This is a genomic window from Absicoccus intestinalis (assembly GCF_033971885.1).
Taxonomy (GTDB): domain Bacteria; phylum Bacillota_I; class Bacilli_A; order Erysipelotrichales; family Erysipelotrichaceae; genus Absicoccus; species Absicoccus intestinalis.
The window spans coordinates 171896-184902 of sequence record NZ_JALBUS010000002.1; the positions used below are offsets into that span (position 1 = coordinate 171896).

The following is a 13007-nucleotide window of genomic DNA, read 5'->3' on the forward strand; positions in this document are numbered from 1 at the left end:
GACAACGTTTTTTTATTATACGTTTGTATCTCTTTGACCCCCTAAAAACTTGGGGAGTTTTTCGGGATGGCCATCTTTGATCCATTGTGTATATTCGGCAGTTGCCGCAAACATGACATCACCTGAAGAGTTCAAGGCCGTTTCCACACTGTCTTGAACAACACCAATAATGAAGCCAATACCAACGGCTTGCATCGCTACATCGGCACTAATGCCAAATAAAGAACAGGCCATAGGAATCAACAATAGGCTTCCTCCTGCCACACCACTGGCTCCGCAAGCCGCAAAGGTTGCTAAGACGCTTAAGATCAGAGCGGTAGCAAAATCAACCCGAACTCCAACCGTGTTACAAGTTGCGAGCGTAAAAATCGTAATGGTAATGGCGGCCCCATCCATGTTGATCGTTGATCCCAATGGGATGGCAACCGAATACATTTCTTCATCCAATAATAATTTTTCACAAAGTTCCATATTCACGGGAATATTTGCTGCCGAACTTCGGGTGAAGAAGGCCATGATGCCACTTTCTTTTAAGCAACGGAATACCAATGGATATGGATTTCGATGTAAGAAAAGAAAGGCAATCAATGGATCGACGACCAGGGCAACCATCAACATCGATCCCACTAATACAAGCAATAGCGAACCATAGGTTTCAAAAACACCTAAACCATTGGCACTGACCATTTGATAGGTCAATCCCATGATACCAAAAGGGGCTAGATTAATGATCCAACGAACCAAGGTACTAATGCCTTCACTGATGTCATTTAAGAAGGTCTTGGAGGTTTCGGCTGCGATGGATTTCAATGCCAATCCCAACAAAACGGACCAGAATAAAATACTTAAATATTGTCCTTTGGCCAAGGCTTCGATGGGATTCATGACAATGGTATTCAATAAATTGGTCATGACTTCGCCAATACCGCCTGGAGCTGCAGCTTCATGAGCTGCTTTTTCGGTTAACACCAATGTTTGTGGGAACGCAAAGCTAACCGTGACCGCAACCACAGCTGCTAAAAACGTACTGATCATATATAAAAAGATAACGCGTCCAAATCGTTTGTCCATTCCTGTATTGGATGATGCCAATGAATTGGTGATCAACACAAAAACCAGGACGGGTGCAATCGAGCGTAGGGCGCCTTTAAATAAATCACCTAAGATCCCTATGGGTAGATTTTTAAATAAAATGCCTAAAATGGTACCAATGATCAAGCCAATCACGATGCGAATGATCAAACTTGTTTCATTATACTTTCGAATGACTTTCATATCCCTTTCTCCTTATCTATTTAATTTTACTTTATTTCTACGTTTTTTTCAAAATTTACATACATTTGTCTGTAAATAAGATACAATTTTGTGAAAGTAAGTGATTTTAGCACTCTTATTGCAATGGTGCTAAAACGGTGTATAATGTTTTCAATAGGAGGATTCGATATGAACAATCAGAATCAAAGACAGAGGTATTTTCGGATATGGACAATCATATTAATTGTGTTATTGATCTTTGATTGGGTCGTTGTCCCAATGATCTCTGGAGCACATACAAAAGAAACATCCTATTCTAACTTTTTGAATAAGGTAGAAGATCGTCAAGTCAAGGAAGTACAAATTGAAGATAATATCATTTATTATACATTGAAAAAAGATGATGCCACCACGTATCAGACAGGTGAAATGAACGATGCCAAGTTGGTGGATCGTTTGGAAGATAATGGTGTAGAGTTTTCACAACGCATTCATCAAAAATCTTGGTTGGATAATCCATTTCTCAATTTCTTGATTCTTTTCTTGTTGCCAATCATTTTAATGACTTGGTTGTTGCGACGAAGCATGAAACGATTCCAAGATAAAATGGGTGGCGGTAATACATTTACGTTTACACCAGGTGGTAACGAAGATGATGACAATAATGGATTTGGTGGCTTTGGCAGCTTTGGTGGTCTAGGCAATTTAGGAAAATCCAATGCCAAAGTATATGAAGGTAAAAAGACCGGTATCACATTTAAGGATGTGGCTGGTCAAGAAGAAGCAAAAGAAAATTTAAAAGAAATCGTGGATTTTTTAAATAATCCGAAGAAATATACAGATATTGGTGCCACGATGCCAAAAGGTGCTTTATTGGTTGGTCCGCCAGGAACAGGCAAAACTCTATTAGCGAAAGCCGTTGCTGGTGAAGCAGGCGTCCCATTTTTCTCGATTTCCGGTTCCGAATTTGTGGAAATGTTCGTAGGTCGTGGTGCCGCCAAAGTACGGGATTTGTTTACGCAAGCACGTAAAAAAGCGCCTTGTATCGTTTTTATCGATGAGATCGATACCATTGGTAAGCGGCGTGATGGTGCTGCATCCATGGGCGGTAATGATGAACGGGAACAAACATTGAACCAATTACTCGCTGAAATGGATGGTTTTGATGGATCTAAAGGTGTTGTTCTTTTAGCTGCAACCAACCGTCCAGAAATCTTAGATCCCGCTTTGACACGTCCAGGTCGTTTTGATCGTCGTATTCCTGTTGAATTGCCTGACTTAGCAGGTCGTGAAGCCATCTTGCGTCTGCATGCACAAAAAATCAAACATTCACCAGATATTGATTTCAATGTAGTGGCGCGTGCTGCTGCCGGTTCAAGTGGTGCAGATCTTGCCAATATCATCAATGAAGGGGCTTTATTAGCGGTTCGTGATGGTCGTCATCAAGTGATCCAACGTGATTTGGAAGAAGCCATTGAAATTGTCATTGCCGGTGAGCAAAAGAAAGGTGCGGTCATTTCGCCAAAAGAGAAATTGATCGTATCGTATCATGAAATTGGTCATGCCCTGGTTGCCGCAAAATCAAAGAATTCAGCTCCTGTTCATAAGATCACGATCATTCCAAGAACCAAAGGGGCTTTGGGATATACGATGCAAGTGGAAGAAGACGAACAAAATTTATTATCGAAAGATGAATTATACAGTCGTATTGTTACGTATACAGCTGGTCGAGCTGCCGAAGAATTGATTTTCCATAATTATACTTCGGGTGCTTCCAATGATATTGAACAAGCAACCAAATTAGCACGGGCGATGATCACTCGATTTGGTATGAGTGAAAACTTTGATATGACCGCCCTAGAAACTGTATCGAATCAATATCTAGGTGGCGATACCAGTCTAGCTTGTTCTTCTGAAACCGCTGCAAAAGTAGATGAAGAAGTCATTGCCTTGATTCGAAGGGCTCATCAAGAAGCGCTACAAATCTTAAAAGACAATATGCCTAAGCTACATGAATTGGCAAAATACTTATATGAAAAGGAAACGATCACAGGTGAACAATTTATGTATATCTTAAACAAGCCTGCTGAGATCCCAACCAATTCCGCTCATTAAGACGTTGATATTCAACGTCTTTTTTTCTATGATAAAGCCATGAAAATACTTCAGGTTGATCAGCCTCAATCGATTGATTTTGATACCGATGTTTTAGGATGTATAGCAGGTCCAAACTGTGATTTTTCATGGATCTTAGATATTCGTGATCAATGCATAAAGAAAAAAATTCTATTTCGTTTTCTTTCCACCGGTCCTGCTTTGATCAAAGATGGAAAGATCTATTCTATTCCCAAAAATCAACAGGTTTCTCAAGCAAGAAAAGCACAGATCGACTATTCGCCCAATGAAGATTTATTTTGTCGTTTGTCTCATTCACAATTTCGATCTTCCTTCTATTTGCGACCAAAAGATCGAACTTATATCCAACAAAAAGGATGGGAAACGATTGATGAACATGCTCATGATTTTATTGCAGCTCGCCTAGGTCCGGCCATTCCGTATCATGATGGCAAACAAACGCCAATGAAAGGACATCCGGTTTTTTTAGCACAACATGCCACGGGTACTTGTTGTCGAAATTGCTTATATAAATGGCATCAGATTCCCAAAGAAAAAGACCTGACCGATAAGGAACAAGACTATATCTGTCAGGTCATCATGGATTGGTTATTTCGCCAAATGTCCAAATAAAAAGAGCATTCGCTCTTTTTATTATTCGTTTTGTTTTCGTTTTAAGGCAACGAGAATCACGATGACTACAATGGCTGCAGCTCCAACGCCGATATATAATCCTGTATTGGTTTGGGTTCCCGTATTGGTTCCCGATGTTGTTTGCGTATTTTCAGCAATATAAGTATTTGTCAACGTATAGCCATCCACATCACCACGATAATGGCTCAATGCCTTTTCTTTGATGGTATAGGAATATGCCTTTCCATTCTCATCGTTTTTTGGCAATCCATCAAATTCAAATGTCCATTCATCACTGCTACCTTGGACTTCCATGGCTTTAAATTGTTTATTGTTGGCATATAAGATGACCGTTACAGTTTTAGGCCGTTGTTTATTTTTATCGGAATCGTCTTTCCATACGATCTTGCCTTGCACATTCACTGTTTCATCGGCATTATCTGTCGCCAATACTTCAGTATCCTTCGATGGATCAACCACTAAGATATTATTTTGTTGGACATTTTCCACATTCACTTCAATATTGTTTTGTTTCAATTCAATATTTGTTTGACTATTGTTGGTAGTTGTCGATTCACTATCGGATTTCGTCGTCGATTCACTGTCTGATTTCGTATCCGAAGTCGTCGTGGAATCTTCATTAGACTTTGTATCCGTGGTTGATTCTGTACTTGTTGTATCGGCAGTCATATCTACATCGATATATTTCACTGTCGCATTGGATTTCTTATTGGTCTTTACCTCACTTGTAAAGTTTTCAACGGGTTCCACTTCAACCGAGTAATTGACTTCTTCCTTTTGTTCTTCATCGGCATACTTTGGTTCTTGTCCAAATGTAAATTTCCAATCACTGCCCTTTACTTCATACGAATCACCAGTTGGTTGCCCATTGGCTAATAAACTGACTTTGACTTCTTCTGGTTTCTGAGAATCCTTAATGTCTGTATCCCAATCAATGACACCTTGTAACGATACAGTTTTTACAGTGGTATCATCTAAAGTAAGAGTGATATCCTTGGTTTCGGTTGTATCATCTTGTGATGATGTTTTCTCCGTTAGTGTTGTATCTGCTTCATTGTCTTGATTCTCTTGATCCGTCACTTCTGTTTCATTATCTTGATTCGTAGAATCATCCGTTGTTTGTTCTTTTTGCACTTGGACATCTTTTATAATTGTATCCTTCTGAACGGTAAATGGAATCGTCACGGAATGTGTACCTGCTGAAATATCTTCACTTTTCAATGTCAGTTCACTGACTTGACCTTTATTATCGGTCGTTTCCACTTCAGCCACTTGACCATCGATCTTTACCTCATCTTCTTGCACATCAATATTTGGCAAGTTCAAGGTTAAATCCGTACCATCGAAATTTACATCATTCAGTTCCATGACCAATTGATCATTGATAGTTACTTTTGTATCGTCTTCGATTGGTGTTTCATCTTTTAGAAGTTGAACCGTACCCGCTTCATTATAATTTGTGGTTTCTTGCGCATAAATTGGAACACTACCAAAATTGGAACATACCATTGTTGCAGCAAATAAAAGACCCATTACATGTTTTCTGTTCATAATAAATAAAGCTCCTTCTTTATTTCATTATACTAAAAAAAAAGCATTGGATACAACCAATGCTTAATGGATCATAGATTATTTTCAACAAATTCAAGTACTTTTGGTTCTGGAATAAATCCTGAAAAAGCATTCACTTGTTCGCCTTTTTTAAATAAGATCACCGTAGGAACAGCCATGATACCAAATTTTTCGGCTAAGTCACTAGATTCATCCACATCCACAGATACAACTTTGCACTTTCCTGCAAGTTTTTCTGACACGCTACTCATGATTGGGGCCAACATTTTACATGGGCCGCACCAAGTTGCTGAAAAATCTACTAAAACAGCGTCTTCTTTCATTAATGCATTGAATTGTTCTGTATTTACTTTGTTCACCATATTAGAAATCCTCCTATTGTTAAAGATATTGTAACCAATGGGAAATTCGATGTCTATTCATTTGCTTCAGGCCATTTATCTTGGATAAAAGTCAGTGTTTTTTGAAAGGCATCTTGCCTTGCTTTCTGACAATGTTTGGGATAATTTCTCTCAATTTGGGATATCCGACGATACAATAAACGATCTCGATTGAAGGCTTTTGGCGGCAATATCGCATGGCTGACCATTTGATAATGTAGATGTCGAGCACCATATCGATAATCATGATCTTGTAAACGACGCACGATTTGACGACATGCATATTCACTCGGCAAGACGACATCGTTTTGTGAAGAAAGCAAGAGAATCGGACATTGACATTTTTCTACGGGAATGATCATTTCTTCTCTCAATCCGTAGGTCAAACATTGTTCATACCGATCGACCGTATGAAATTCATGACTACATTTCATCTCTTTCGCAACTTGTTTCCACATCTTTGTTTCTGGTTTTAATAAAGGCAATGGCAATCCTTTATATAAGATCGTCATGGTCGTTGGTTTGATCGATAATGGTTGATATAAAATATGGAATGGATTGACCCCAATCACAAGATCAATATCTTCTGGATAGTGACTGGCTACCCCTAGGGCAACACTGCCTCCGAGTCCCCATCCCCATAAGCCTACATGTTCATAGCCTTGGGCGTGCATGGTTTCGGCAACAAAAGAAATATCATCCAAAGAAATTTCTCGTCCTGGTTCAATAAAATCAAGCGCCAATGTATCCATTTTCGCTTCTGTAAATGCTTTCGCAATCGCATCATTACGCATGGTACTTAATATGATCAATATAGAGGTGTTGGATGCCTTTCCCTGATAGTACCGAGCAGAGAAGCCATCTTCATCAAATTTATAATTGAATTTCATAATTTCATCTTCTTGTATTGCCTATTATTTGTCAATGAACAAAAGTTTCAATTTATCTAAAATGAATAACATAGTCTATTGTTTGATTATTATCAGGATATAGATGATAATTGATCTGTTCATACAATTCTGGATCATAAGATACATGAATTTTAATATGTTGGCCATCATGGACTTGTTTGGTCTTTGTTGTCATCTGTATGCTTTTCACAAATTGCATTTCTACTTCATTGGTCTGATCAAATTGTTTTATTAAATTTTTGTTCACATGAATCGATTCAATTTGATTGCCTTCATATTTTACTTGTACATACTCTTTGAGATCGATCGGTTTAGCATCTTGACTGTAAGTACAACCAACTAAGAAAAAAATGAGAATGAATAATCGTTTCCACATAGATTCATTATAGCTTAAAATTCAGAAAGAAAAAAACAACCCATACCTATGGGTTGCAGTTTTTACAAGGTCGATATCCTTCACTGATGATTGTTTCACGAGAATCTGTTGATGTGATTTTATTATTTTCACTCATTCGTTTTACACTGAAGCAATCGGGTCGATGAAAGACATGAGTGTTTGGATTTAATATATATGTCGTACTTGTTGTTTCGGTTTGTGTTTCTGTACTTGTAGTTTCCGTTTCAATTTGTGTATTCGTTTCTGTACTCGTATTTTCCGTACGATGACTATCACCGGTTGCATAATCAATGGTAATGCCCGGTTGGACATTATAGACAAATACATTAAACGATAGATTTTGGTCCTCGATCGATAAGGCTTCCATATGGACTCCATGGGCAACTAGATCATTTCCTTCATAGATGGGTGTTACTCGATAGAGGACATGATGATGGGTGGATCGTATATAATCAGCGACCTGATTTTCAAATGGTAACATACCGTCAACATTCATATATCGGGTTCCTGTAATTAAGTTATATTTATTCGCATTTTGTCCACTCAACATATATGCAATCAAATGACAACGATTGTATAAATAATGATCTTCAATCAAATCATCGTACCGGATGGTATGCCATCCACTGGGTTTGATCATTCCGATGGATCCGCGTTTCTTGGTTGGCATGGTCTCTTTGCCTAAAATAGCTTGGGCTTGATGACACCGCCCCCATTCATCCCATTTGGAGTACGATTGATACACAGTGGTTGATTTTTCTTCATCAGTAAACGATGGAACATTGTCATCCACTTCTACATAGGGCGTACCGGAATAAGCAGGAATCGTTGATAGATCGATATCGCCTTCTTGGGCATGTACACAAGCCGTACTAAAAAATAAAAGCAGGGAACAAAATAATATAATAAATCTCTTTCTCATAAAAAAAGTATACCACATAAAAAAGTCATAATTCATCGAACTATGACTTAAAACGTATTCTCGGTTCGTGCGATGATAGCATTTTGTGCTTCTGGCATCAACGATACAAATTGGGCACAATATCCAGCCACACGAACAATGAGATCCGTATGTTTTTCCGGATATTTTTGAGCTTCTTTGAGTTCCTGAGAGGATACAACATTAAATTGATTATGATAAATGCCTTTTTTTGCAGAAACAATCAAGAAGTCAATAAAGCGTTCTAAATCAGCTTCTTTCGCTAGTGTTTGTGGACTCAATCGCATATTTAACAATTGTCCAGCTGCTACACGTACATTCGGTAATTTGGATACCGAATTGATTAATGCGGTAGGTCCGGTTTGATCCGTTCCTTGCGTTGGTGAACAGCCTTCATTTAATGGGCTACCAGCCATGCGCCCATCGGGTGTAGCTCCAACCACAAAGCCATTTGGCACATACGATGTGATGTTTGAAGTTGACATCGTATAACAACTGACTTCTGGTCCTCTACCTTGACGAATGGTATGGTAAGAAGGCAATAATTCCAAATAAGAATCAAATACATCCGCAACGATTTGGTCGACATCATCGATGTCATTTCCAAATTTAGGCAAACGTAATATTTTGTTGCGTATGCGCATGGATTCTTCGGATTGCCAATTCTCATCCATAGCGTTCAGCAATTGTTCCCATGTCAATGTGTGATCTTCATACACCAGTTTCTTTATTGTATATAAAGAATTGCCTACGACCGATGGTCCAATATTCGATTGGGATATCACATCATATTTACACCCGCCTTGTTTTAGGGTCTTACCTAATTTCATCGCGTTTTGGATCAAACACGAAGCGAGTGGGTCTGCATCATAGATTTCTAAGCTTTCATCACATATCGCATCACAAGCTACACTAATATCCGAATAGAATTTTAAATAACGTTTCCATTCTGCCCATAATTGATCGTATGTTTCTTTGGGTTTTCCTTTCAACATACAAATGCCCGTATTGGGATCGACTCCATCATGGAGCATGATTTCTAATACTTTTCCCCAGTTTACATAGGTCATTCCGGTAGCTCGGTGTCCATATTTACCAGGAACACCAGTTTCTACACAACCAATTGGACAGTAATCCAGGGCATCTTCTTTACAGATACCTAGATCCATGATACCTTTGGCTACGATCGCATCATTGAACATGCTTGGCATCCCACATCCAGTTCGGATGAGTTTGGCACAAGCACGTAAATAAGATCGTGGTGAGTTTGCGTGATAGCGTGCGGAGAAGTTTGGTTCGGACAATCGACATTGATGCATGGCTTCGATACACATATATGTCAAATCATTGGTTCCATCGCTACCATCTGGTTTTAAGCCACCAACCACTAGATTCGAATAGAGCGGATAGCCTTGGGAAAACTTTGTATGACCATACGGACGTACTTTATTGAGGGAAGAATTCATAATGAACATGTGCGTGATAATCTCTAAGGCTTTTTCTGGTGTTAGGAGGCCCGATTTACGATCTTGTTGATAATAAGGATAGAGATATTGATCAAATCGTCCATAACAGAAGGAATGTCCATTACTTTCGATCATTTGTAGCACATGGATCATATAGGTGACTTCCACAGCTTCATAGAAACTGCGAGCCCCTTGTTCCATCATGGTCATAGCCATGGTCGACATGACTTCATACTCTTGTTTACGATTCGGATTGGTTTCTTTTATAGACAGTTCTTTGGCGAGTTTTCCATAGCGTTTAAAGTAAGTCAATGCGCCTTCTAAAGAAATGATGACACTTTGATAAAAAGCTTTTTGTTCATCGGAAAGTTCTGTATTTAATTTGGTTTTCGCTTCATCAATAATGGCGCGAAAGCCTTGTTTTAACGCCATTTCATGATCCGGTACAATATGGCCATCACCACTCATCGAAATGCCCCCTCGATGGAGTACGCCCTGTTTTTCAGCAATTCGTATGGAATCGGTCAAGTGGGCATTTACACGGTCTTCATGCGTATGTCCTTGCCAATAAGGGGCAATCGAACGAAGATCTGATTTAGTTTGTTGGTCAATATAAAAGATATCTCCCGATCGTTTTTCAAAAGTATCCAATTCATCAATGAGCCATTGGATGGAATATTCTGGAAAGATCGGTGCGGCAAAATTATGAGATGCCTGATTGCCAAAGATTAAAGAGTCTGGCTCCATATAGATGGTCATATGTTCTAGGGTATAAGCAAATGCTTTGGCTTTACGCAAAATATATGGTTCGCCCTCGGTTTGTTGGAAAGATCGCGTATACAATACGGCTCTTTGGGAACAAATTGTGGCTTTGCGTTTTTCCATCTTTTCTCGAAGGCGTTTCGTACGCTCATTGATCATAGGCCAAACCTCCTTATTTTTTTACTTTTTCAAATCAAGTACAACAGGCACAGAACGATAACCAACACCCATACGATCGATACCCATATCAATTAATTTCAAGAAATGTTCACGTGTACGGATGCATCCAGAACCTTTGATTTTACATTTTCCTTGGTTTTCGTCCATGATCAATTGGATAACTTCTGGGGTAGCACCGACATTTTCATGTCCGGTTAAGAATCCAGTACTTGTCTTGATGAAATCGGCACCTGAATCCATGACACAATGGCATCCAGCCTTGATTTCTTCTTCTGTCAATGCATCGGTTTCCAAAATAACTTTCAGTTCACGTCCATATTTATGAGCGGCTTCGGCACATGCTTTTAAATCTTCTGTTACTTCATCTAATTTTCCAGAACGAATCTTACCAAAATTGGCAACGATATCTACTTCTTTTACTGTATCATATTTTGCGACGGCTTCAATCTGTTGTACTCGACTTTCTGTTGAGCTATCACCAAATGGGAAATCCGTCACTGGGCAAAGCATGGTATCGGATCCTTTCACATACGGTTCGCAAAGATCCATGTATCCTGGATTGATACAAATTGTGGCACATCCCAATTGCACACCGTCTTTGGTCAAATCAATAATTTCTTGTTCAGTAAATTCTGGTTTCAATACACTGTAATCAATGTATTGTGCTAATTCTCTCGTCGTCATTTCTTTTGCTGGTTTATTTGGTTTCATAGTATGTATTTTTGATAACTTTTGTTATCTTTCCTCCTTGCGACTATATAATAGCACATTATGTTCGTTATGAAACTATATTTTTTCGTTTATTTTCTTTTATGTTCGTTGTTAAGAAACTCTAAATAGCAAATCTGTGAAATACATATTATATACACCTATCTATCTTTCGCTATATCTGTCATAGCAGTAAAATATTAATAAAGAACATATAAATTATCCTGTAGAAGAAAGGATTCGAATCATGAAAAACGATATTACAACTATTCATTCTTCAAACAAACAAAAAGAAATAGCAAAAAAATGTCTTCTATTTCTATTCTCCCGATAAAAGATGAAGTAAAAATAGAAAAGGATGATAATTTTACAAAAATTCCTTATACTACTTTTTTAACATTGGGAGCAGGATTGGAACCTGTTGCCAATTTGTTACAAAAATTTGTTTTAGGAAATAATCAAAGTGGGTTATATTGGGTCAATGTTCCTAAAGGAACTCATTTAGCAAAACGAAGGAATGGCATTGGGTTGCTAGGAGCTGTTCTTAACAATGAAACAAACCAAGTGGTTGGGCAAGCCATACTACAAACAGCTCCTGTAGATCCTACCACACTTTTTATGATGGTAACTCTCTACGCTATTGAGTATAAATTAAGCGAAATCAACGAAGCGCAAAAAGATATCCAATCATTCTTAGAACAAAAGGAACACTCCGAGTTACAAGGAAGTTTAGTTTATTTAACAGATGTGATCAATACCTACAAATATAATTGGAACAATGAATTGTATCTCAAGAATAATCATTTAAAAACATTAGATATCAAAGAAAGAGCAGAACAGAAAATTGATTTTTTTCAAAGTCAAATTCGTAAAGAAATCACTGAAAAGGAATTCTTATTCCTGGATAAGGACGTAAAAAAGAAACTATATACTGTAAAAAATGACTTGGTCAATGATCAACTGAGTCTTTATCTTTTGTCTTTTGCTTCTTTGTTAGAAATTGTTTTAAGTGAATCATTTGATCCTGGTTATATTCAATCTGTTATTAACAAACTGTATCATTACTCATTGGAGTATCGAAAATTATACACAGAATGCTATGATATCATAGAAAAAGACGCAAAAAATTCTGTCGAATATGAAACTAGAAAAAGAATTTCTACTCTAAGCAAAGCCATGGGAAAAACAATTGAAAAAGCTCCATTATTAAGTAAGTCTCCCATCGATGAAGCTTTGATTTCTGCTTCTGATAAACTGATTTCTTTCAATAATGCTCATACAGAAATGATGATGAAAAAACTCCTTCAAAACCAGGGGGGATTTGTCAAACCATTCATCGATACTTTAACATCATTCCATAGTATCTATAGTCAGGATTTACAGTTTGCAATCGACGATGAACACATTTATATCCATCATGATTTAATCCATTGATATCTCACATACACATCAACAGAACATGGAATGAACAATACAATATGTAGTAGAAAAATATTCGAAAGACAAGATATAAGACATTATCAACCAATAAATACTAAAACACATAAAAAAAGCCCTTTTGATAAGGACTTCTTAGACATATGGTGCAGAAGAAGGGATTTGAACCCTCACAAGATTGCTCTTACTGCCGCCTGAAGACAGCGCGTCTGCCGTTCCGCCACTTCTGCA

General features: G+C 38.0%; 11 protein-coding genes and 1 tRNA gene. 3 read left to right on the plus strand and 9 right to left on the minus strand.

What is annotated here, in order from left to right; all coding sequences use genetic code 11:
• Window positions 1-15: 15 nt before the first annotated feature.
• A complete protein-coding gene (gene sstT / locus MOZ64_RS02055; protein WP_320324961.1) occupies window positions 16-1275 on the minus strand; it encodes a serine/threonine transporter SstT in 1260 nt (419 codons plus the stop codon).
• 168 nt (window positions 1276-1443) lie between these two features.
• On the opposite strand from sstT, the gene ftsH reads away from it, so the two are divergent.
• The gene (gene ftsH / locus MOZ64_RS02060; protein WP_320324962.1) at window positions 1444-3369 is read left to right on the plus strand and encodes an ATP-dependent zinc metalloprotease FtsH; all 1926 of its coding nucleotides are present in this window, start codon (window positions 1444-1446) and stop codon (window positions 3367-3369) included.
• 39 nt (window positions 3370-3408) lie between these two features.
• Entirely contained in the window at window positions 3409-4002 is a 594-nt protein-coding gene (locus MOZ64_RS02065; protein WP_320324963.1) for a DUF4186 domain-containing protein, read from the plus strand.
• Window positions 4003-4023: 21 nt separating this feature from the next.
• On the opposite strand, the gene MOZ64_RS02070 is transcribed toward MOZ64_RS02065, so the two are convergent.
• The 7 genes from MOZ64_RS02070 to deoC form a co-directional block, all read right to left on the minus strand.
• On the minus strand, window positions 4024-5574 hold the full coding sequence (locus MOZ64_RS02070) for a Cna B-type domain-containing protein (RefSeq protein WP_320324964.1): 1551 nt from the start codon (window positions 5572-5574) through the stop codon (window positions 4024-4026).
• 71 nt (window positions 5575-5645) lie between these two features.
• On the minus strand, window positions 5646-5957 hold the full coding sequence (gene trxA, locus MOZ64_RS02075) for a thioredoxin (protein WP_320324965.1): 312 nt from the start codon (window positions 5955-5957) through the stop codon (window positions 5646-5648).
• A 53-nt stretch (window positions 5958-6010) separates the two neighbouring features.
• The gene (locus MOZ64_RS02080) at window positions 6011-6865 is read right to left on the minus strand and encodes an acyl-CoA thioester hydrolase/BAAT C-terminal domain-containing protein (protein WP_320324966.1); all 855 of its coding nucleotides are present in this window, start codon (window positions 6863-6865) and stop codon (window positions 6011-6013) included.
• 52 nt (window positions 6866-6917) lie between these two features.
• On the minus strand, window positions 6918-7262 hold the full coding sequence (locus tag MOZ64_RS02085; protein ID WP_320324967.1) for a hypothetical protein: 345 nt from the start codon (window positions 7260-7262) through the stop codon (window positions 6918-6920).
• 46 nt (window positions 7263-7308) lie between these two features.
• On the minus strand, window positions 7309-8205 hold the full coding sequence (locus tag MOZ64_RS02090) for a DNA/RNA non-specific endonuclease (RefSeq protein WP_320324968.1): 897 nt from the start codon (window positions 8203-8205) through the stop codon (window positions 7309-7311).
• A gap of 47 nt (window positions 8206-8252) precedes the next feature.
• Window positions 8253-10610 carry a glycyl radical protein gene (locus MOZ64_RS02095; RefSeq protein WP_320324969.1) on the minus strand — a complete coding sequence of 786 codons (2358 nt, stop codon included), beginning with the start codon at window positions 10608-10610 and terminating at the stop codon, window positions 8253-8255.
• Window positions 10611-10631: 21 nt separating this feature from the next.
• The gene (gene deoC, locus MOZ64_RS02100) at window positions 10632-11342 is read right to left on the minus strand and encodes a deoxyribose-phosphate aldolase (RefSeq protein ID WP_320324970.1); all 711 of its coding nucleotides are present in this window, start codon (window positions 11340-11342) and stop codon (window positions 10632-10634) included.
• Window positions 11343-11645: 303 nt separating this feature from the next.
• On the opposite strand from deoC, the gene MOZ64_RS02105 reads away from it, so the two are divergent.
• Window positions 11646-12773 carry a hypothetical protein gene (locus MOZ64_RS02105; protein ID WP_320324971.1) on the plus strand — a complete coding sequence of 376 codons (1128 nt, stop codon included), beginning with the start codon at window positions 11646-11648 and terminating at the stop codon, window positions 12771-12773.
• Between the two features lie 147 nt (window positions 12774-12920).
• Here the strand turns inward: MOZ64_RS02105 and MOZ64_RS02110 are convergent.
• Window positions 12921-13006, minus strand: a tRNA-Leu gene (locus MOZ64_RS02110).
• Between the last annotated feature and the right edge of the window lies 1 nt (window position 13007).

Coding starts and splice junctions, on each gene's coding strand:
- sstT (WP_320324961.1), bottom strand. CDS start 1,275: ATGAAAGTCATTCGAAAGTATAATGAAACAAGTTTGATCATTCGCATC.
- ftsH (WP_320324962.1), top strand. CDS start 1,444: ATGAACAATCAGAATCAAAGACAGAGGTATTTTCGGATATGGACAATC.
- MOZ64_RS02065 (WP_320324963.1), top strand. CDS start 3,409: ATGAAAATACTTCAGGTTGATCAGCCTCAATCGATTGATTTTGATACC.
- MOZ64_RS02070 (WP_320324964.1), bottom strand. CDS start 5,574: ATGAACAGAAAACATGTAATGGGTCTTTTATTTGCTGCAACAATGGTA.
- trxA (WP_320324965.1), bottom strand. CDS start 5,957: ATGGTGAACAAAGTAAATACAGAACAATTCAATGCATTAATGAAAGAA.
- MOZ64_RS02080 (WP_320324966.1), bottom strand. CDS start 6,865: ATGAAATTCAATTATAAATTTGATGAAGATGGCTTCTCTGCTCGGTAC.
- MOZ64_RS02085 (WP_320324967.1), bottom strand. CDS start 7,262: ATGTGGAAACGATTATTCATTCTCATTTTTTTCTTAGTTGGTTGTACT.
- MOZ64_RS02090 (WP_320324968.1), bottom strand. CDS start 8,205: ATGAGAAAGAGATTTATTATATTATTTTGTTCCCTGCTTTTATTTTTT.
- MOZ64_RS02095 (WP_320324969.1), bottom strand. CDS start 10,610: ATGATCAATGAGCGTACGAAACGCCTTCGAGAAAAGATGGAAAAACGC.
- deoC (WP_320324970.1), bottom strand. CDS start 11,342: ATGAAACCAAATAAACCAGCAAAAGAAATGACGACGAGAGAATTAGCA.
- MOZ64_RS02105 (WP_320324971.1), top strand. CDS start 11,646: ATGTCTTCTATTTCTATTCTCCCGATAAAAGATGAAGTAAAAATAGAA.